General features: G+C 47.2%; 13 protein-coding genes and 2 tRNA genes. All 15 read right to left on the bottom strand.

Annotated elements, in window-relative coordinates; all coding sequences use genetic code 11:
* Window positions 1-42: 42 nt before the first annotated feature.
* The gene (locus H8K36_RS14350) at window positions 43-1,500 is read right to left on the bottom strand and encodes a Ppx/GppA phosphatase family protein (protein WP_186917192.1); all 1,458 of its coding nucleotides are present in this window, start codon (window positions 1,498-1,500) and stop codon (window positions 43-45) included.
* A 180-nt stretch (window positions 1,501-1,680) separates the two neighbouring features.
* Entirely contained in the window at window positions 1,681-2,550 is an 870-nt protein-coding gene (locus H8K36_RS14345) for a class I SAM-dependent methyltransferase (protein ID WP_186917191.1), read from the bottom strand.
* 160 nt (window positions 2,551-2,710) lie between these two features.
* On the bottom strand, window positions 2,711-4,024 hold the full coding sequence (locus H8K36_RS14340) for an MFS transporter (protein ID WP_186917190.1): 1,314 nt from the start codon (window positions 4,022-4,024) through the stop codon (window positions 2,711-2,713).
* A gap of 66 nt (window positions 4,025-4,090) precedes the next feature.
* Window positions 4,091-5,086 (bottom strand): PfkB family carbohydrate kinase, encoded by a 996-nt coding sequence (locus H8K36_RS14335; RefSeq protein WP_186917189.1) that lies wholly within the window; start codon window positions 5,084-5,086, stop codon window positions 4,091-4,093.
* Window positions 5,087-5,183: 97 nt separating this feature from the next.
* Entirely contained in the window at window positions 5,184-7,148 is a 1,965-nt protein-coding gene (locus H8K36_RS14330; protein WP_186917188.1) for an alpha-amylase family protein, read from the bottom strand.
* 225 nt (window positions 7,149-7,373) lie between these two features.
* Window positions 7,374-9,677 carry a TonB-dependent receptor domain-containing protein gene (locus H8K36_RS14325; RefSeq protein WP_186917187.1) on the bottom strand — a complete coding sequence of 768 codons (2,304 nt, stop codon included), beginning with the start codon at window positions 9,675-9,677 and terminating at the stop codon, window positions 7,374-7,376.
* Between the two features lie 604 nt (window positions 9,678-10,281).
* The gene (locus H8K36_RS14320) at window positions 10,282-11,322 is read right to left on the bottom strand and encodes a LacI family DNA-binding transcriptional regulator (RefSeq protein ID WP_186917186.1); all 1,041 of its coding nucleotides are present in this window, start codon (window positions 11,320-11,322) and stop codon (window positions 10,282-10,284) included.
* A 182-nt stretch (window positions 11,323-11,504) separates the two neighbouring features.
* Window positions 11,505-11,580 (bottom strand) — tRNA-Lys (locus H8K36_RS14315).
* A 102-nt stretch (window positions 11,581-11,682) separates the two neighbouring features.
* Window positions 11,683-11,758, bottom strand: a tRNA-Lys gene (locus H8K36_RS14310).
* A gap of 53 nt (window positions 11,759-11,811) precedes the next feature.
* Window positions 11,812-12,573 (bottom strand): tol-pal system protein YbgF, encoded by a 762-nt coding sequence (ybgF, locus tag H8K36_RS14305; RefSeq protein WP_186917185.1) that lies wholly within the window; start codon window positions 12,571-12,573, stop codon window positions 11,812-11,814.
* 158 nt (window positions 12,574-12,731) lie between these two features.
* A complete protein-coding gene (gene pal, locus H8K36_RS14300) occupies window positions 12,732-13,256 on the bottom strand; it encodes a peptidoglycan-associated lipoprotein Pal (RefSeq protein WP_186917184.1) in 525 nt (174 codons plus the stop codon).
* A 77-nt stretch (window positions 13,257-13,333) separates the two neighbouring features.
* On the bottom strand, window positions 13,334-14,617 hold the full coding sequence (gene tolB / locus H8K36_RS14295) for a Tol-Pal system beta propeller repeat protein TolB (protein WP_186917183.1): 1,284 nt from the start codon (window positions 14,615-14,617) through the stop codon (window positions 13,334-13,336).
* Window positions 14,618-14,623: 6 nt separating this feature from the next.
* Complete coding sequence (locus tag H8K36_RS14290; protein ID WP_186917182.1) at window positions 14,624-15,472, bottom strand: energy transducer TonB; 849 nt, start codon at window positions 15,470-15,472, stop codon at window positions 14,624-14,626.
* Between the two features lie 116 nt (window positions 15,473-15,588).
* Window positions 15,589-19,884: a translocation/assembly module TamB domain-containing protein gene (locus tag H8K36_RS14285; protein WP_186917181.1), complete on the bottom strand. Its 4,296-nt coding sequence runs from the start codon at window positions 19,882-19,884 to the stop codon at window positions 15,589-15,591.
* A gap of 40 nt (window positions 19,885-19,924) precedes the next feature.
* On the bottom strand, window positions 19,925-21,718 hold the full coding sequence (locus tag H8K36_RS14280; RefSeq protein ID WP_186917180.1) for an autotransporter assembly complex protein TamA: 1,794 nt from the start codon (window positions 21,716-21,718) through the stop codon (window positions 19,925-19,927).
* Window positions 21,719-21,788 lie beyond the last annotated feature (70 nt).

The following is a 21,788-nucleotide window of genomic DNA, read 5'->3' as shown; positions in this document are numbered from 1 at the left end:
TAAACAGTATAAACGATTTATACTATTTAACAAGGAAGCATTTCAAGCATAGGCCTTCACCACAAACTCGACCCCGATTTCACGCCAGCATTCAATCTCTTTTTGCAGCCAATATGCCACCGTAGGATGAAGATTGACCCATGACTGCTTGATTTCAAGCTCAATCTTATTCTTCATCCTCAAGCGGAAATCAGCAAAATCTAGCTCGATACGTGAATGCATGAAGGTCACAGCTAAGCGTAACGACAGCACTGCTTTGGCGATGTCACTATCCGACAAGCTCTCGCCCAACTTCCGCAAATTCCCTTTCTGACTTAACACCAAGCGGCTCATTAGTTTCTGCTCACGCGTCGTGAAACCAGCAATATCGCCGTTTTCAACGAGATAGCTACCATGTTTGTGGTAACCCGTATGTGATACCGTCATTCCCACCTCATGCATTAAGGCGCTCCAATACACATACCGAGTCAGCTGTTCATTACTGGGCTTCAACTGCTCAAAAATAGATTTTGCGATTTCCGCGACTGATTTTGCTCGTATAACGTCAGCTCGAAATACATCAAGAAAATCATGTACGGCTTGATCTCGGCGATCGCGCTTGGTCGAACGCAGGTGCAAGTCCCACATCACGCCCATACGCAAACCAGCCTCAATAGGATGCAGGACCGTAATATTTAACTCTTGAAAGAGACCGATCAAAATAGATAAACCGCCAATCACCATTGCCACGCGTTCGGGCTTAATGCCAGCGAGATTTAGCGCATCGATGCGCCCCTTGTTAATACAGTAGTCGCGCAAGGCCAGCAATTTTGGCAAACTGACCTCGGCATCGCCGAAACCATTTTTGAGAAGGGCATCAGAAATCGCACGCACTGTGCCTGAGGAGCCATAGGCATTACGCCAGTATTCAGGCTGAAAGGCCGGCGTGGCATCTTCCAATAAGGAGCGAACAGAGACCACTGCAGCATCAAATCCAGCTGCAGTGATGACGCCATCTGGAAAAAATGCAGAACTATGCTTGACCGTACCCATCCCGAAAGATTCTACTTTGGCGATCTCATGCCCTCGCCCGAGGATAATTTCAGTTGAGCCGCCGCCGATATCGATCACCAAGCGCCGTTCGGCTGGAATCGCCAAAGTATTGGACACACCCATATAAATCAAGCGTCCCTCTTCCTCGCCGGAGATCACCTCAATTGGGCGGCCTAAAGCGGCTTCTGCGCGAGGCAGAAACGCGGCCGCGTTCTTTGCGATTCGAATGGTATTAGTGGCGACGCAGCGTACTTCGATATCTTTATAGCTATCGAGAAGCTCTTTGAAACGCGATAAACATGCTAAGGCTCGCTCTATCGCTTCTGGTGTGAGGTTACCTTGAGCATCTAAGCCAGCACCAAGACGAATCGGATCACGCGCACTCTTCATGACGCGAATGGCGCTGCCATCAAAACTGCCTATATGCAGTCGAAAACTATTCGACCCTAAATCTACCGCTGCGAACATATTCGCCTTCCTTTGATCAATCTGTGATGAAAGTCATCATAGCCTAAGCAAATGCGGGCATGTGCAAACTTTTGCGCATGCGCCACGTTCAATGAGCTAAATCATATTAATCATTTTCTGTTACCGCGCGATGACGGCACAAGAACTTGGAGTAACGTTACAGAATTAAGGCGTAAAGGCTTAGGATGTGAAGAAACGGCGCTCTAAGGATTGCAAACCCGTGGTGCTCAGGATTTCAGCGAGGCGTTGCGCCGCTTTATTGCTCTTGCCGCCTTTGTATTCTGCCACGATGAGTTCATTTTTCATCGAATGCTCCCAACCCACCAGCTCTGTCACACGCACTTGATAACCATGCGACTCTAACTGCAAGCACCGCAAGACATTCGTGATCTGACTACCGAACTCGCGCGTATGAATCGGATGGCGCCACATTTCAGACAAAGGATTATTACGCACGGCGTCACCTTTAGACTTACGCAGCTCGGCTGCTACTTCAGCCTGACAACAAGGTACCAAGACCATGAAGCGCGCCTTTTTCTTCAATGCGAATTCGATCGCATCGTCTGTCGCCGTATTACATGCGTGTAGCGCCGTCACGATATCAATTTGCTCGGGTAAGGCTTGTGAAGTGGTGGACTCGGCGACGGACAAATTCAAGAATTCCATACCAGGAAACTGCAAACGCTGCGCCAATTCACGCGAGCGTGCCACAAGTTCGTCCCTTGTTTCAATGCCATAAATCTTCGATGAAGCAGCCGCATCACCTACCGCACTGTCATTCAATAACGGCTTAAAGAAAAGATCGTAAAGAATAAAACCGAGATAAGACTTGCCTGCCCCATGGTCAACCAAGCTCACTGCGGACTTCGCATCCAAAACTTGCTGCATCAACGGCTCAATAAATTGATAGAGGTGGTAAACCTGTTTGAGCTTACGGCGGCTGTCTTGATTCATCTTGCCATCGCGCGTCAAGATATGAAGCTCTTTCAACAGCTCTATCGATTGACCGGGGCGTACTTCGTGCTTATCTTGGGGTGCAGCAGATTTCATGAATTCAAGAGCCTAGAGGTAAAACAGTGCATGTCAGATTTACCATTCTTTAAGCAAATCTGACGAAAGTCTGTATTTTACTCGAAGCCCCAAGCAAAACCAAAAAAGCGCTCTCTGTGTCGAGCGTGGTCCACGGATCTTGTGCGAACCTCAATCCGCCTCAATTTGAAGACTTTGGTGCGGTTTTCACAAAACAGACACTGATCGCTGCACACACCAGCAACACACCAGCCAAACGAATGACATTTTGTGGATTCGCGTCAAGCAGACTACGGTAAATCAATGGCAGGGTAAAAATTTGAATAATCATAGGGATGACAATAAACATATTGAAGATGCCCATATAGACGCCCGTGCGCTCTTTCGGGATACAGCCAGCCAGCATAATATAAGGATTGCCCATAATACTTGCCCAAGCTAAGCCCATGCCAAACATCGGAATAAACAAATAGACACTTTGCTGTATCGAAGGAATGACCAGCAAGCCAATACCTGCCGCAGTGAGACAGAATGCATGCACCATTTTCGGACCGAATCGTTGGGCAAACGGCACCAAAGCGAAAGCGGCTATAAAGGCGATAAAGTTGTAAAACGCACCAAGTTGACCATTGAGCAAACCCGCATCGCGAAAACCCGTAGAAGCAGGGTCCGTCGTATCAAATATGGTTTTTGCTAAGGACAACATAATGTACTGCCAATAGCAGAACAAGGCATACCATTGAAATAGCTTCATGACCGCCAACTGCTTCATCGTTGAAGGCATTTCTTGAATCGCCTGCCAAATATCCTGCAAGGTACTCAAGGCATTATTCGGTTGTGAGCGGATCACCGCAATTTCTTCTGCCGTGAGCGGTATCTCCGGCGTAGTTTTCAATGACCACAATACCGAGCCAAGAGAAAACACCGCGCCAATCAAGAACGCCGCAATCACAATATGGGGAATATGATTCGCGTTCACCGCATCTTTATTCATCCCTAACATCACCAACAATGAGGGGGTGAGATAAGCCAAAGTTTGGCCAAGCCCTGTGAACGCACTCTGCGTCAAAAAGCCGAGTGAATGTTGAGAGGAATCGAGCCTGTCGCTGACATAAGCGCGATACGGCTCCATCGTCACGTTGTTCGCTGCATCCAAAATCCACAACAAACTTGCCGCCATCCAGAGCGTTGGACTAAACGGCATCGCCAACAAACCCAAGCTACACAGAATCGCACCAATCAAAAAATACGGGGTACGTCGCCCCCAACGGCTGACGGTTTTATCACTCATCGCACCGATGATAGGTTGTACGATCAAACCTGTAACAGGTCCTGCCAACCACAGGTAAGGTAGACTGGCTTCGTCCGCTCCCAAATAACTATAAATCGGGCTCATGCTACTTTGTTGTAAACCAAAGCTAAATTGGATACCAAAGAATCCAAAGTTCATGTTGACGATTTGCCAGAAGCTCAGGTGCGGTTTACTAATGTGCATAATATCTCCGATGATTTTCTTGGCATTATTTGAGGGTGTACGGTCTCATACAAAACCAGTTTGAGTTCAAACTCGCCAAGGCGTATAGAAGTTCAAGTCAGGCGCAACAGCGCCACGTACGCCGCACACCGCTCGAGCAAATTGATTAGCGCGCTCAAGCACAGTCTGCAAATCTTGATTTTGCTGCCAACCACGAATGAAAGAAGCGCTAAAAGCATCGCCCGCACCCACCGTGTCACGTAGCACCCACCCCTCAGGCATACTTGGCATTGTGCGCCCCAAGCTTGTAACAATTTGATGATCTGCATCGAAATAGAAATAGCCTTGCTCGCCTAAGGTTACGATTACTGCTTGCATCATGTACTGCTGCATCAGCGCTAGGCAAGCCGCACGCAAACTTTCATTACCTAGTGATATCTCCGCCCCATAAGGCTCATCCAAAGCATGCTTAGCAACGAAACGTAATTCATCTTCATTTAACTTAACGATGTCTGCGTAATTTAACGATGCTTGAATTGTTTCAACACTGGCTTGGCCATCACGCAGATTCAAATCTAAAAATTTCGTCGCACCTTCACAGCAATCCGCTTCCAACAAAGCAAATAAGGCCTCGCGAGAAGCGGCAGAGCGTTGAATCATGGACCCGAAGTAGATCAAGTCTGGCGCATCTTCTGGAAATCGTTGCTGGACCAAATGCAATACTTGCTTAGCATCGATGAAGTCATAGGCCTGCATCGGTAAAATTTCAAATCGATGCTGACTCGCATCGGCACCATGCTCCATATGCACGGCAACACGTCCGCTTGGGTGCTGCTGATCGACTTGCATACCGAGAGTTGATAGTCCCGTTCGCGCGAATTCGGCTTGAATTAGGCTTCCATGAGGATCATCTCCAATACGTGTCAACATCAAAGGCTGTGCGCCCAACTGCGCTAGGCTTCTAGCCACATTGAATGGCGCGCCACCAATTACACTCTCTTCAGGGAAGTCATCAATCAATGCTTCACCAAATACAATCAAATTAAAATTTGGCGTGCTCAATGTGGTCGATTCGTTTCTCATGATGACGATCATTCTCAAAAATAATATGTGTTTGGATTTGATAACGTGTAGGTATTCGCGCTGATTCTATTTTTAGAACCTGATACTAGCACCTGCGCTAAGAAATCCACAATGCTGCATAAGCTTTGAGCATAACACGATGACCGTCCTCCGCATTGAACAATACATCTTCATCCACACTAAACCAACTTAAGTCTTTCCGCGAAAAATAATTGGCTCCCGCGCCTAGGCTCACTTTTGTCGCTTCCACCAATTGACTCCAATTCAAGACTATCTCAGCGTCGGAAAAATTAAATAGACACAGCACGGGCTTAAGTTTGGAATTCGTTCTGCAGTCAAAGTCACCGCGTACAAAGGCAAGTATAGAAGTGTGTGGCAGTCGAATTAAATGGGCCGGAATCTCCGCGGAGAATGCTGGCGATTGTCGACGCTTCTCCAATAAGCGGATTAGCGCAGCATAGAGCACATAAGAAACACTACCTTGATCTGCTTGATGCACCAGATTCAGCGCCACTTCATCAAACATAGGTCTCTGCAACCAGCGTCCGTCATGACTGCGATCAATGTCTTGAAGATACGAACGATCATTAGTTTGGGCGAACTCATCACCCATATACAATAAGGGCATACCTCCAAAACTCATGGCCAGTGCATACATCAACAACATACGACGAGTCGCTATTTGATTCGACGCCAACGCTTTTCCTTTAACGCCACACAAAGAGGCTGCCATTCCAACCGTGCCATGCACAGCCGATGGGTCACTTGCTTGAAAGCGCAAGCCATCAGCAAAACCTTCGCCTTGTTCCGAATAAAACCTGGAGACCGCTTGCAAGCGTTCTTGTGCGATGGAGGTCGATTCGCTCACGGCCGTCACCTCAGCGCGCAAAACATTCCAACCTATGTCATCGTGACAGCGCACATAGGTTAACCAACTCGCCTGCTTAGGCAAGCTTGGGGTATGTTCAATCACGCACTGCAAAACATCAGTTTTCTGCTCGGCCAATGCCATCCATGCCGACGCCATTAAACTACTGTGATACGCAATTTGGCATTCTTTGATTTGCTTTTCCTCGTTGCCCAAATACGCAGGAAGGTCAGCCGTCGGCACAATTGCCTCAGCTTTCAATACCACGGCTGGAGCGGCGATTTGTACAATACTGCGCAAAGCTTGCAAGATCCAATGCGCCTCGTCCTGATTCATGCAATTGGTGCCCAAACGCTTCCACAAAAAGGCAGTCGAATCTAGACGAAATACTTCCACTCCCCAGTTGGCCAAATTCAGCATGGCCTTCACCATTTGCAACAAGACCTGTGGATTCGCGTAGTTTAAATCCCATTGAAATGGATAAAATGTCGTCCATACCCATTTTTGCAAACCCGTCTCGAATGTGAAATTGCCAGGTGCAGCCTGCGGAAATATTTGCCCTACCGTTTGCTCATACTGATCTGGCAGCACACGGTCATCAAACGTATGAAAGAACGCTTGATAATGTGGATCGCCTTTTTTTGCAGCAAGCGCCCATGGGTGATCATCTGCTACGTGATTTAAGACTAGATCAGAACACAGAGAAATACCGGCATGACGTAGGCTGCGCGTCAGATTTAGTAGATCCTTAAGATTGCCGAGCTCGGGTTGAATTTCCTCGAAACTGGCAACCGCGAAGCCACCGTCGTTTCCCCCTTTTCTCGCCTTCAAGAAAGGCAAAAGATGGAGATAGCTGACACCTAAGTTTTGTAGATGTGGAATTCGTTGTTCGACACCTTGCAAGTTTCCTGCAAAGCGGTCGACGTACGCGCAGTACCCCAACATATTTTCCGAGCAAAACCAATCTGATCGCTGCAAACGTAGTGCATCAAGTTGCAATAACTCTTCACTTCTCTCCAAAGATGCATCCACCAACACTTGCAACAGCGCATCAAGGAAATCGCTGTACCCGGCTTTCTTTCCATACAAACGCTCTAAGCACGCCTCAAGCTGTGGCCAGTGCTCTTCGACTCGCTGCTGCAATTGTGCGCGGCGCGAAGGATCTAACGCATGTAATTGGGGTTCGAATTTCATGGAAAAGCAAGAATCACTCATGAGTAGATTCAATCGACCCGTGACCTAAAAAAACCTGTGGAGCGATACGCATCACAAACGTGTCGGGTTTTCGCTCCACAGGGCCACTGGAGTTTGAGTCTTTAAGTTTCGGAGCGGCTCCTTACCAATCGTAAAATGATTTAGTCAGGAGCCATCGATTTATTTCACCCTATAGATTCGGGCGATTCCTTTCAAACAAAAAAGTTAGAAGGAGTAAGTCAGCGTCGCGCGAATAGTGCGTCCATTAATCGAACGTGCAGCATGTCCATCACCTTCCACTTCGGTATAACCAATTTGGTTAAACAAGTTGTTAGCGTTCAAGGACAATTTCACTTTGTCGTTCACTTGATAGTTGACGAAGGCATTCACGACATTAAAGCCAGGTAGTGTCAAAGTATTGCCATCATCGCCCCAAGCCTTGCTAGTACCAATTAAGCTTGCGCCCAAAACGACATCACCCATTGTGTAGGTTGGCGTCAGCTGGTACACAGTGCGCGCTTGACGGCGTGGAGTCTTGCCAATGATAGATTTATCATTCGCACCAACGATCGTCGCATTTGTAATAGTCAAGCCTCCATTCAAACGGAAATCACCGAGACGATAACTCGCTTCAACTTCCACACCTTTCGCATCATAGGAATTGGCTGTGAATTTTTGTGTAGTTGCTTCAAAGTTCGATTCATCCGTTTTCGCTTGGAACAAAGTCACAAAGCTACTCAAGTCACCGCTCTTCCATTTCACGCCAGCTTCAGTTTGCTTCACGATATTGGTGCTGATAGGTGTCGTACCATCCAATGGATTGCCAAACATCACACGGTCTGCATTGAAAGCGATACCATCACTGGCGCGCGCAAACAAGGCAAGGTTCTTATCAATGGAATAGTTCGCGCCTACTGAGTAAGAGGTGTGATTCACTGTATAGTCAATCGTCTTCACATTTGCTTGGCTATAGTTTTGACGAACCGCTTGATTGTATGTGCCGCTCGCATCTTGCTCGTCACGACGAATGCTCGCATCGATATTCAATGGGCCAGATTCAAAGCCAAAAGCTGCATATGGTGAGGTTGTTTTGTATTGCGCGTCGATCGCACGATTGCAGCAACCACCCCAGACATCAGTACCTTGTGCCAACAAGCCTGGTGAACCAGCGATGGTGCCGGCTGAATTTAGCAATGCAGGCTTATCACCTGTCGCTTGCAGTAAGTAATGGTTAAAGTTCCATGTCAGCGCTACGTTTTGCAATGATGTGAACAAGCCGCCAGTCACTGTGAATTTACCATCCGCTGTATTGAAGGCGTTCGATACGCGCAAATCATTGACTGTGCTACCAGCATCATCAATTGACGTATTAAAGACAGCGGCCGTGAAAGCAGCACCGGTGTAGGCTTTACCTGCATTTGGACCTGTTGCGTAGGTCATGTTCTTCTGCGCATTGCCATTATCAGCTGGGAAGATAGAGATGAAACGACCTGTATTGGTCGACTTACGGAATTTTTCATCGAGCACCCAGCCGCCACCCAGATTCAAAGAAGCCTCTGCACCAAACGCATTATTCGTCACATGCAGGCCATCATTGATATTCGTCGCGACACGATTATTATTTTTGTCGAGCACAATGTCTTTGACCCAGTATGGAGAATAGAAGCTGGCTTTGCGTGGATCGATGCCCGCCATTTCAGAAATCGTGCCATTCACCGTTTTCACTGGCACTGGCATATTCATTGGCGTTTTGTCGTCAAGGTGCTTGAAGCTCAAACGCACGTAACCGTTATCGAGTTCGCGTGTGATATTGGCGCGCAATTGGCCACCATCTTCAGCTGTCACACCTGCCGGGCGTGAACTGTCACCTGTGCGGTAGAACCCGCCGATAAACATACGCGTTTTTTCAGAGATGGCTGCGCCGTAATCAAAGTCGTAGCGTGTTTGGTTGAAGTCCAAGCCTTTAGTAATGCCGATGCTGCCGCCCTTCTCTTTACCACTACGCGTAATAAAGTTGATGATGCCGCCTGGTGCATTGGTTGCTAAGGTAGAAGCAGAACCGCCGCGCACCACTTCCAAATGGCTCAAACCACCATCAGCGCGCAAATACATGTCTGGTGTCACGAATGCCACGTCACCGAATAACAAGACTGGCAAACCATCTTCCTGAAACTGTACGTAGCGTGCACCACCTGCTGAAATTGGCACGCCACGTACAGTCAAGTTCGCGTTCCCCTCCCCCCCGGAAGATTCTGCACGAACACCTGGAACTGAGCGCAAGATCTCGGCCGCATTCGTTGGCGAGGCTTGCATAATTTGATCAGCTTCGAGCGTACTAACCGCCACGCTAGCCTTCATTTTAGATTTACCAATAGGTGAACCCGTAATCACAACGGTATCTAAGTTCAAACCGTTTTTGTCAGCAGCTGCCTGAGCTGCTGGGGCTGCATCTTGAGCAAAGGCCGAAACGGAAGTTAAGGCCATTGCTACAGCAAGCGTCATTTTGTTCAATTGTGTTGGCGTTTTCATGTGTGTCTCCTTGGTTTTTTGAATAGATACTAATGCGTTCTAAATCAGTTCAGTAAAGTTCAACAAGATTGCCAAGCTAGTGCTTATGACACCCGATCAAGCTTTTTCTTACACCGAAGAACAGACCAACAGGATGCGTGGTTGAACTTCCTAAGCTTATCGATCAACGCTTCGACCATTACCGATGAGTCGAATTATGCGCAAAGTTTCACGCTTATGCAATCGATTGCATAAAATTTCGTTGCGGCAGCGCGGTAGGGGGGCGAATTAACTTGCATATTCGTAAATAAAAAACGTTTCAAAAGAGGGAACACCGCCTAAGCAATCAATCACACAAAAGCCTTAAGGATATGTTTATAATCAATTAGATAGAGAAAAAAAAAGGAGCTGTACAACAATTAAATTCAATTCATTTTTGCAACGCAGCAAAAGCAATCCATAATCACTGTCTGTTTCATGTAAAAGCGTGCAAAATCAATTGCAAACGGTTGCATTGATGAATAAATTTAACTGACACGGTGAACAAAGAGTAACTGCGACCAACATCAATTGATCATGTTCGACAGTATGTGGGACTAAAGGTAGGGGAAAACTCGCTGAAGGTCTAGGTTGATTGGCGCACAATCAACTCGGTAGGCAAAAGCTCGGGCCCGGTTGGTTCGTAGTCGGCCAATCGCAATACGGCTTTAACCAGAGCTTCGCCCGCTGCAGCAATGGGTTGCTGCACGGTCGACAAAGGTGGGTGGAAATATCGCGCCAAAGCGATGTCATCGTAGCCGACAACTGCCACATCTTCCGGCACGCGCAAACCAGCTTGGCGAAACAAATTAATCGCCGTCATCGCTAATAAATCACTGCAAGCAAATACTGCATCAAAGGAGCTTACCCTAGATTGCAAGGTTTCAACCGCGAGACGTGCGCCCTCTTCCGTAAAGGCAGCAGGCAAAACTAAGCTTTCATCGATTGCGACGCCTGCAGCAGTCAATGCTTGGCAATAACCTTGGTAGCGGTGGGCGACCTCTGGCAACTGCACATCACCGAAGAAGGCGATGCGGCGACGTCCTTGCTGCAGAAGATGTGAACACGCGAGGCGACCGCCAGCCACATTATCACTGCCGACAGTAACATAAAGCTGCTGGGGAATCTGCGCGCCCCAGACGACGATAGGCACCTTACGTGCAGCCATCTGATTCAATTGGTCATGATGCCGCCACTGCCCGATAAGAATCACGCCAATCGCCCTTCCCGTGTCATAGATCTGCGACGCAGCATCAAGCTCTTCAGCATCCACACGCGTTAGCAGCATATCGTAGCCACGATCAGTTAAAGCATCCGCAATACTACCGATAATGCCCAGGAAAAATGGATCAGAAAGATGTTGGCGACTTGAGCTATCGAAAGGCACAACCACAGCAACAGTGCGGTTCTGTCTCAAGCGCAGATTTTGCGCACCGACATTAATGGAGTAATTCAGGGATTTGGCCAAAGCCTCAATACGCAAGCGAGTCTCCTCGCCGATCAGAGGACTTTTGTTCAATGCTCTCGATACAGTCGACGTCGACACCCCTGCCAAACGTGCAATGTCGGCCATTTGCAAACGACCTTGCTCTTTGGCTTCTGAAGACGCTGTGTTTTTCTTATTCATCGAAAGGTAATGAGTGTCGTTGAGCACATAGGATTAAGCGAACGATTATAGTACATCGCAAGCAACATCCACACACCAACCCAAATGAAAAATTACAAGCAGTTGGCCCAAGTCCATCAACAAAAGAGATCGAAAGTACAGACAAAAAAAAAGACTTGGATAAACCAAGTCTTTTTTTATTTTGGTAGGCCGTGCGGGATTCGAACCTGCGACCAACGGATTAAAAGTCCGCTGCTCTACCAGCTGAGCTAACGACCCAAAACTTTTTACTGCAATTTACCGATCATTCTCAAAACAACAAGATTTCTTGGCAAATAAAAAAGACTTAGATTTTCACCTAAGTCTTTTCCACTGAATTCGTGGTAGGCCGTGCGGGATTCGAACCTGCGACCAACGGATTAAAAGTCCGCTGCTCTACCAGCTGAGCTAACGACCCGAAAGAACGAAATTATAGAATGATTCTATGAAGCTGTCAATTCCATAGCCAGATTATTTTGTCGAAGGCAAGCGGCTCTTGGCAGCTTGAGCAGCATCTGTCCCTGGAAACTTGGCAATCACCGCCTCTAAAGTCTTACGCGCTTCTTTCTTATCTTTCAAATCAATCTGGCATGCAGCGATGTTCAACATAGCATCTGAAGTCTTAGGGCTATCTGGGAAGCTCTTGAGCAACATCTGCAAAGCAGCGATTGTATTTTTGCAGTCACGCTGAGCGTAGTAAGAGTTACCCAGCCAGTACTGTGCTTGGCTTGCAAAAATCGAACTCGCGTAACTCACATTGAAATTGGTAAAGGCAGTGGCGGCGTTTGCATACTGGCCGGCTTTATATAAGTTCATTGCCGCATCGAATGCGCGCTGTTCACTTTGTTCGATCGTCACTTCACGTCCATCGACACTGACTTTTTTCGGTTCAAGCGCACGCAGTCGCTTGTCCAGGTCTGCATAAAAATCTTGTTGACGCTTTTGCGCATTGGCTAATTCGTTCATCAAAACTTCAATTTGACCGCGTAAACTTGCAATCTCAGAGCGCAATTGTTCATTCTGATTATTGAGTTCGAGCAGACTTGATTTATCGGCTTTCTCTTCAAGCTTGGCATCAAGCTTTGCAGTCAGCGCGGTGACTTTGGCTCGCAAATCTAAAATCGCTTTACGCGCTTCATCATCGTCAAACAAACCAGGCGCAGCAATCGCTGGCAGGCTCAACACTGCAAATGCAGCAACCGCACAGCACTGACGTATCTTCAACAAATTCATTTTCTAACCTCTACATTTCTCAAACAAAAACGCGCAAATAAAGTAAAGCGCAAGCTCTATGCAAAACGGACTTTGCAGTATGACACTGCAAAGTCCGTTTAGTAAGACTGTTTTGCCTTGGTTAAAAACAAAACGAAAGACAAATCGTCACACAACAATTATTTGTAGATGATGTCAGAACGACGGTTTTCAGCCCAAGAAGCTTCATCGCTGCCAGTTGCTTTTGGCTTGTCTTTACCCAAAGAGACTGCTTCGACTTGAGTTTCTTTTACGCCCAACAAAGACAATGCTTTACGTACTGCTTCTGCACGTTTTTGACCCAAAGCGATATTGTATTCACGGCCACCGCGTTCGTCAGTGTTACCTTGAACGAGGATAGTGCGACCTTGGTTAGCCACCAAGAACTTTGCGTGACCTTCAACTACAGCTTGGTATTCAGCTTTGATGTCGTATTTGTCGAAGTCAAAATAAACACTCGTTGCAACGCCTTGTGGGCCTTTAGTTGTATCAACTTTTTCTGCAACTACTTTTTTGATTTCTGGCTCAGGTTGTTTTGGCTGCGGCTGCGCCTCAACAACTTCCACTTTCTTTGGTTCTTCTTTGATTGGTGTGCTGCAAGCTGAGAGCAAAGCAACGCTCGCGATCAACATAGCGAGGGTCTTAGATACAGTAGTGAAACGCATAAATTTCTCCTGTTAATAAATTACAAACTTGAAACGAATTCGGTGCAAATATATCGCATTTTAAAAAACAGGCGCTATTATTTCATAAAAGGGCCCCAAGTGGGTTCCCTTATATCAGCTGCCTGTAAAGATAATTTCTGTTTAACCTTACCATCCGTAGAAACGATACCCAAACTACCCTTACGACCAAGCTGTGTCGCATACAAAATATAACGACCATTGGGCGAAAAACTAGGGAATTCATCGCGCGCTGTATCTGACAAACGTAACTCTTGACCATTGACTAGATCGAGCGAATACACTTGATCACCACCTTCGCGACGCGAAATATAGACCAAAGTATTGCCGTCAGGCGAAATTCTTGGTGAAATATTAACGCCACCCTTGAATGTCAAACGTTTTACCTCCCCACCGCTCGCGTTCATGCGATAGATTTGAAAACCGCCGCTACGATCACTAACGAAGTAAATAGTCTTGCCATCAGGCGAGTACCGCGCTTCTGTATCGATGCCACCACTGCTAGTAATGCGCTGCAAGCCGGTACCATCAGCATTGATCGAATAAATCTGGGAAATCGCATCTTTAGACAAAGAGATTAATAGCTTAGTTCCATCTGGCGACCATGAGGGTGCGGAGTTATTACCTTTAAAGTTGGCGACGGTCGTGCGCTGACCAGTCATCAAGTGTTGGATATAGATAATAGGCTTTTTCAGTTCCAAAGAAACATAAGCAATTTTGGAACCATCGGGTGACCATGTTGGCGAAAAAATTGGCTCTTTGGAAGTTAAGGCAATTTGTACGTTTTCGCCATCGGCATCGGCAACTTCGAGGTGGTACTCATTACCGGCCTTAGTCACATAAGCAATGCGTGTCGAGAAAATACCAGGAATACCCAGCAGCTTCTCATAGACATCATCAGCAATCTTATGGCCAGTCAAACGCAGCTTGTGGCTTTGTGCATCCATCTGAAAACCAGAAATCATCGTGCCCTTGACGACGTCATAGAGCTTATAGCGCACGTCAAAACGGCCTTCAACATTCTTGGACACGCTACCCACCACCAAGGCCTCTGCACCTTTATTTTTCCATTGGTCAAAGCTAACTGGGGCGGCTTCCGAGATTGCTACACCCGCTTCGATAATACGGAAGTAACCACTGCGATTGAGATCGTCACGAATAATGGTGCTAACCAATTGCGGTGAAAGTTCTTCGTTCGCAAAAGCAGCTACCGCGACTGGGACTTGGGTTGAGCCCACGCCTGAGACTTCAACACGTAACTGTGCTTGGGCTGGAGCAATACTCAAACCAGCCATCAAACCGCTAAGCAATAAAAAGCGGCGAAATAATGAGGTCGTTTTCATCAATACTTATTCTTTCATTTTATGAACATAGACGAGACTTGCTGGGACATCACCTGTTTTGTCGCGAGGGAATGGAACCGATTTTTCGATCGCTTTTTCCACTGCATCATCAAAGGCCAAATTACCCGATGATTTTGTTTTTTTCACTGGACCACGCAAAGAGCCATCTGGGAACAAATTAATGATGAACTCCACTGTTGGATTATTCGATGACGTGTCGGTAACCGAGAATGCCGTATTCGACTTCACTTTAGCACCGATCTTCGCCAGATAACTCGGATCGCCACGGTTGTTGCCGGTCGACTTTACAGCATCCCCTACACCACCACTACCCGTCTTACTTGCCTGACTATTTAAGCGCTTCATGTCCTCTTCGAACATTTTGTCTCTGGCTGCTTTTTCCTTAGCTAGCTTTTTCTTTTCGTCTTCTTTTTCTTGTTTTTCTTTTTTCAGTTTTTCGGCAGCGAGTTTTTCTTTCTCTTTCTTACGCTCTAATTCCTCATCGGCAATACGTTTTTTCTCTGCTGCCAAACGTTTGCGCTCAAGTTCCAATGCGATCTCTGGATCTTCTTTTTCAACTTCTTTTTCGATGACTTTGGGTGGCTCGACTTCCTTGACTTCCTCAATCGGCTCTTCCACCACAGGCAAAGGCGCGGCTTGACGAGAAGTGAGGTCCCACACTTCAACCTCTTCGTAGTCTGTCGACTTGCTCTGCCATTGCACGCCTATCCAAAGGAATGCAATCAACGCGAGGTGCACAAAGCCCGCTAAGCCTAAAGATTTCCAGGAAGTATCCCCAGAAGCCCGATAAGCTGGCGAAGAACCTGTTGCCGCGTTGTATGTAAATTCACTCATAAAACCAAAATACCCATCTCAATTTGGATCTGCGCCATTATAAACGCACTCGGCATTCAATTAGCAGGGGCAAGCCTAGATAACGTCATCCGCCATCATTTGGCTGACCGTAGCCCTTAATTGAATGAAAAACTATATTTCACGTCGAGACTCACGTCCGTTCCTGCCCGTGCAACCAATCGCACACGTCGTCCTAATTGCCAACTGGCCTTTAGGGCGCTACTTGCATCCGACATCCCTCGTTCGATTGACAGTACCAATCCTGGTTTCATACGCCAACCAATGGTCAAAACATTGTCATTAGTGACCGAACCGACGGTCGTTTCGCCCGCAATCGTTTGACTTGGCAACTTAGACGAACCACCATTTTCAGCGGGGCCAATGGAAAACTCATCGAAACCGAGGCCACGCGCCAAATCTTTCGGAATATTACCGGAACCATCAGAGCCAAAAATCGCACCTGCGGCAGTCAGCAGTAAAGAAGCGTCATTGACCCCTAACTGATCTGCCTCGCGTCCTAAAATAAGCCACGAAATTTTATCGTTGTCTGGGACATTGGGTTCGGAGACTAGACGCACTTGCGGGTTCGCCACATTGCCCGTGACTTCAACACCCGCCTCGACCAACAAACCTTTTCGTAGAGCTCTTACATTCAAGGATGGATTACTTGGCGATCCTTGAAACTTCAAAATGCCGCGTTCAATTTCAAGTTGTTGACCATAGCCTTCATACTGTCCACCATTGGTCGCAATAGAGCCGCTCGCTTGCAAACTACCATTGTCGTTCATGCGCATGCGCATAGTACCGGTCAATGCAGTATTCAAGCCGCGCCCCACGAACACGAAACGCGGCCCCATATCGATTTGTAGATCTAGCTTGGTCTTAAAGCCTTTTTTATCGGCTTCAAGATCACTCTGCTCTGGATCTAATTTGATGGGTTGATTCACGATGACATCACTCGATAAACTAGGTGGCGGCATCTTCGGCAACTTAAAATACGCGGCGTCGGCACCAAGTTTGCCGATCAAAGACCAAACCCGATCAGCTTGGGTAATCTTGGCATCACCACTCATCACTAGCCAACGATCCTTTCTCTGCAAGAGCGGAAATTTCTTCCACTGCATGCCGATCGCGCCACTGTTTTCTACCCAATTGATCTCGCCCGATGCAAAAAACTCCCCTTCTTGCCCCATCCAATTGAGATCACGCGTCTGTTCTATCTTAGGAATGAAATTGATTTTGTTACTGAAATGCAGCTGCTGCAACTTCACTGTTTTTTCGGTCAGTTCAGCGCGAAGTTCGCCATTAGGAAACAATAATCCCTCAGAAGCGACTGCTAACTCCAACCCTTTCCCTTCCACCTTCGCTTGATAAGTAGGCTTACCCATTTTCCCAGCAATTTTGGCGTCAAGATTCATCGATCCCTTTAAGCCAAACTCCGAACTCAACTGCGAAGCTAACCACTGCAGTTCAGGCATGGTCGCATGCAATTCACCACTTACGGGCGCTTCGGAATCAAGCGTCCACTTCTCGTCTTTTTGGCGCAATTCAGTATTAAGATTCGCTCGCCATTGCCCCAAGCGTTTCCCCTGCGCACTAAAATCGATACGCACTCTCTCTGCATCGGTACCAGGCAAAAGGCCACCCGCTTGTACGCTTGCCTGCACCTCAGTCAAACCAAGCGGCATGACTTGTCCTGCACCATCGGCGTCGGTAAGCAATAAGTCACCGGATTGCCGCTGCAATTCAATCCTACCTTGGGCGCTTCCCTTCAACTGCAGATCCCACTTCAAACCCAAGCGCAAATCTCCCGCTAGCGCTGTTTGTATTTTCCACATATTGAGCAATTCCATCAGGCGGACTTCATCAGCACTACCTTTCGCCTGCATCGAAACTGGCGTCCATTCCAATTGGTCGACATTGAGCTTGCCGACCGCGCCACCAAATTTGCCGCTACCGAAACTCACTTTGGATCGACTAAATTCTACGTTCATGGGCGCCAGCATTTGCAAGTCGACGACTTCACTTCGAGTTTGTGATCCAGAGAACCCTACCAACTTAAAGTGCTTAAACATGCCCTTCCAATTTGCTGTTGCCAATTCAGATAGATCAAGCCCACCGTCGCCGCGCAATTCAGTGCGATGCGTTTTGTCGAATTGAGTCTGCAAGTCGAAATGATGTGCATCTCGATTGCCACTCAATTGAAAACGTAGGACTTCCGCCCAAGTACGTTTCTTTTCCAAAGGCAAACCATCAGTTCCACTCGCATTCAGATTGATCACCGCAGTCTGCATTTGTTTCGCCTGCAGGTCGACGCTTAACGCACCTTGCTTCCCGGCGCCTGAAACGAGCTTTAAACTCGCATCAGCAAGGCGCCACTGCTTCATGGCAAAGTTTTCTAGCTGGGCATCAAGTCGTGTCGTCAATGCACCAAACACGCCACCGACTTTTCCATCAACATTGGCTTTTCCAGAAATCGGCAAACCAAGCAATGAAGAAAATGGACTCAAATCCTGCGCCTTCAAAACCCAATTTAATTCATTATCGTTTTTTCCAACAAGGCCACTTGCAAGCAGTGAATTCTTACCCCATTGCAGGTCAAGATTTTCGACGTTCAATAATTGATCTTCGATCCAATTGAGCTTGGTTTGCCCAGCCAACTTGTGTGTGGCAAATTCACCGTCAAGCTGCGACAACTGCAATTGCAAATTGGTTTTAGGTGAGAGTGTGCCATTAATTTTTATTTCACTATCGAGCTTGCCAGACGGCAGCGTACTCCACATAGCAGGATTAAACTGTGTCAACTTTCCCTGCAATTGAAATGGTTTTTGTCCTTCAAAATTAATATCACCAGAACCAGCAAACAGAGATTGATCCGCTTGCAGTTCTATTTTCTCTACATGTAAACTACCATTATTTCCCGCCGCGTTAAATTCGAAACTGGCTTTGCCATCGAGACGATTACGTGCATCGCTTGCTTGCACTTGAAAATCAATAAATCTTTCACGCTTGGTCTGAATTTGTAGCTCACCTTTAATTTGGGTGTGGCGCAAACGGCTATCAAAATGCAAGAGATCAATTTCACTCGCTTTAAGATGTGCATCCAACACTGGTAGTGCATGCTCTTTCAATTCCAACTGTGCATCGCCAACAAAACTGCCACTCAACATCTGCAACTGTAAGTCACTCAGCTGAATGCGATCTTGACGCCAATTGAGTGTTGCCTGGGCTGCCTTAAATGGGACGCCATGTTGATCAAAACTCTTCGCGCGAGTGTTTCTAACAACGAGTTTCCCTTTTACTGCGAAATAATTTTCTGCGTTAGCACTCTGCTGCGGCTTACTCTCCACCTTGTTTTTCGCATCATTCGACTTTGGTTTGACTACTTTTTGATTTTTATTCGTTGCAAGCACTGCCGAAGTTTTCGTGTTCAGTGCGCTTTGTTCATCGTCATCATGCACATCCAGCTGGACGTCCAACAAAGCAGTTGGGGCGCTAGCATTTAAATGTGATGGATCAAAATTATTGAGATCTATCTTCGCCAACTTGAGTGGTCTGCTGGCGAATGGCAATAACTGCAGATGCACATTTCCTCGTGCGCCTTCAAGCTTTTGCCCTTGACTAGAGCCACTCAGAACCTGTTCGATGTCGGCTTTTAGGTCTAGGTCTAGCAAAGATCCACTGACATCTAACACAGCACTGACTACAGGTATGTCTGGATTCGCTTGACCTGAATAATTAAGCCTACCTTGAATGTTGAAGGGTGATTGATTTTGCATTTTCGCATCGGCATCAAAATTACCCCACTGACTTTTTGCTTTGAGCTGTAAGCGCATGTCTTGCGCAGATGTAGTTCCTGACGCCGTAAGGGCGTGTAGCTTAAATAATAAAATTTCTTTGCCATCAGCCGCGACCTCGTTCACCAACAATTGCCCCAAGGCGGCCTGCTGAATATGGATAGGCAAAGGTAACTGTAAGCTCTTAGGAGCGGCCACAGGAGTATGACTTGGCTTACTCGATATACGCAGTTTGGAAGCGTTCACCGAGGTCAGTTCAAGTTGGCCGCGCCACAGATGCCAAGGCTTCCATTCAAGTTCAAGCCCGGACAAAACAATCGTTTCGGTACTGTCTTGGTATTGAAATTCAGCAAGCTTGAGTTTGTCGGCCAATCGACCGTCGATCTCTTTAAACTGCAAACGATGCAAACTCAATTCTTGCACCATACCTAACGCAAAACGAGTACCGCTGGTGGTTTGAAATAGCCAAGCAACAAACAGAACAACTAGAACGAATGCAAATAAAATAAGCCACGCACAGCGCTTACTCAAACGTTTCACCAAGGACGGCCGCGTCTTTAACGGTGTTATCTTCTCACCGCTGTCAGAGTCTTTGGATGGAGTGGATGAAGTCATTATCGTTGCAGGCGAATTAAGCGGTTAGGCGAATAAGACATCAAAAAGCGATGGCGATAGAAAAATCAAGTCGGAACTTCTTGGTCTTGTTGCCATAAGCAAGATCCAACGCAATCGGCCCTGCCAAAGTTTTAACTCGGGCGCCCAATCCTATCCCTTGCTTGGCTTGAAAACTCTTCCAATCTGCTGCGGCATCGCCGCTATCAACAAAACCCGCCACGCCGAAGGTTGGCCCCATCCAATGCACATACTCTGCACTGGCAACACCCATGATTCGCCCACCCAATACAGCCTCACCGGATTTCACGCCTAAGCTTTGATACGCATAGCCACGAACACTGGTGCTACCACCGGTACGGAACAAATAACCGTTAGGAATACTATCACCACTGCCACTAAATACTTTACCCATCTCTAAGCGCAACAGTACGCTATCTTGCTTGCCGATGGGATGCCAATATTGGTACTTTCCGTAGACTCGCACGAACGACTGATCGGAAATAATCGCTTGATTTGAGACCATGGTTTCAAACTGTGCACGATGTCCTTTGCGGGGCGCCAGCAAATCATCGACTGCCCGCCACGTCCAACCGATGCTCGCGACCAAAGCTTGACTCTTGTTTTCATCACGCAAGCCAGGTGCGACTGTCTGTACTGCTTTTTCCTCTGAATATTTGGCACCCAAGGTTTGCTCTATGCTGCCATTGGTTGTAGTTCGTTTGACTGCGAACGCTGCACGCGTTTGTAGCAGTCCCTCGATATTACTGCGATCAAATAAAACACCAAAAGAGTCCAATCGATGTTGGTCAGTCGGTGGCAAATAGATGTCCGCATAACTGAGCTGTTGCTTCTGCTCAAGGCGCACAGCAGAGCGCAGATCCCACAGTCGGTCTAGCACATTACGATCGCGATAAGTGAGTTCGGTGCGAAAACCAGTATTCGTACTGTAACCAGCACTCAAACCGACATCACGTGTTTGACGTTCACTCAATAAAACCTCAATCGGCAATGCCGCCGCTTTTGTAGCATCAGGTTCGACGTTAAAGATGACCGTGGAAAAATAGGCTGAATTCTGCAAGCCTCGCTGAAACTCCAACAACCTTACACTGGAATATGGATCACCCTTCTTTGGGGGATTGAACCGATCTAACAGCCATGGGGGATAACGATCAAGGCCCGACACTTGCAAGTCACCAAAGAAAAAAGCAGCGCCACTATCGATTTCCAGTTCAATCACCGCACTTGAGGTTTCCGGATCAACGTTCGCGCTACTCGCCGTTAAGCTGGCACCAGCGTACAAATTGGCTCGCAAGGCTTCGATCAACTGCGTTTTCGCCTCGCTCCATTGCGATTGACGGAACGCCTCTCCTTTTGGAAGAAGCCAAGCGTCTTCCAGTTCTTTTTGCTTTTGTATCGCTGTTGCTTGCCCTGCTGTTACAGCCTCTGCGAGAGCACCTGTAAAACGCATTTGGACGTCTTTAATTAGCGTCTGTTGACCAGCATGAACGATGACATCAATGGAATCGCCACTGCTATTTTTTTGAAAGCTGATTTGTGGAGAAAAGTAGCCTTCGGTCGATAAGATAGATTGGATATCACCTTGCAACTTGCGCAGGAGACTAGGATTCACAAACTGGCTTTCGGCGGAAGTGGATAAAACAGGGATATGATCTTCAAGAAGGTCTGCCAAACTCCCTTTCAGCTTCACCAGCCTCAATTTGCTTTGACCTGGTGAAATGAATGTACTGGTGTCCTCCGCTCGTTCTTGCGTGGCAGAAGTACCTTCCGAATTTTTTGATACCTCTTGAGCGAAGGTTTCTTGCGCAATACCCATGCAGCAGATACTGGCCCCGATGAGAAGAGAAAACAGCTGCCACCTCGCAGTATTCGACAATACAGTCTGC

This window comes from Affinundibacterium nitidum, from assembly GCF_014284155.1.
Taxonomy (GTDB): domain Bacteria; phylum Pseudomonadota; class Gammaproteobacteria; order Burkholderiales; family Burkholderiaceae_D; genus Undibacterium; species Undibacterium nitidum.
Note: the sequence above shows the minus strand (reverse complement) of the source record. Positions and strands in the feature narration are given on the sequence as shown.

Coding starts and splice junctions, on each gene's coding strand:
- H8K36_RS14285 (WP_186917181.1), bottom strand. CDS start 19,884: ATGACTTCATCCACTCCATCCAAAGACTCTGACAGCGGTGAGAAGATA.
- H8K36_RS14340 (WP_186917190.1), bottom strand. CDS start 4,024: ATGCACATTAGTAAACCGCACCTGAGCTTCTGGCAAATCGTCAACATG.
- H8K36_RS14350 (WP_186917192.1), bottom strand. CDS start 1,500: ATGTTCGCAGCGGTAGATTTAGGGTCGAATAGTTTTCGACTGCATATA.
- H8K36_RS14290 (WP_186917182.1), bottom strand. CDS start 15,472: ATGAGTGAATTTACATACAACGCGGCAACAGGTTCTTCGCCAGCTTAT.
- H8K36_RS14280 (WP_186917180.1), bottom strand. CDS start 21,718: ATGGGTATTGCGCAAGAAACCTTCGCTCAAGAGGTATCAAAAAATTCG.
- ybgF (WP_186917185.1), bottom strand. CDS start 12,573: ATGAATTTGTTGAAGATACGTCAGTGCTGTGCGGTTGCTGCATTTGCA.
- tolB (WP_186917183.1), bottom strand. CDS start 14,617: ATGAAAACGACCTCATTATTTCGCCGCTTTTTATTGCTTAGCGGTTTG.
- H8K36_RS14325 (WP_186917187.1), bottom strand. CDS start 9,677: ATGAAAACGCCAACACAATTGAACAAAATGACGCTTGCTGTAGCAATG.
- H8K36_RS14335 (WP_186917189.1), bottom strand. CDS start 5,086: ATGAGAAACGAATCGACCACATTGAGCACGCCAAATTTTAATTTGATT.
- H8K36_RS14330 (WP_186917188.1), bottom strand. CDS start 7,148: ATGAAATTCGAACCCCAATTACATGCGTTAGATCCTTCGCGCCGCGCA.
- H8K36_RS14320 (WP_186917186.1), bottom strand. CDS start 11,322: ATGAATAAGAAAAACACAGCGTCTTCAGAAGCCAAAGAGCAAGGTCGT.
- H8K36_RS14345 (WP_186917191.1), bottom strand. CDS start 2,550: ATGAAATCTGCTGCACCCCAAGATAAGCACGAAGTACGCCCCGGTCAA.
- pal (WP_186917184.1), bottom strand. CDS start 13,256: ATGCGTTTCACTACTGTATCTAAGACCCTCGCTATGTTGATCGCGAGC.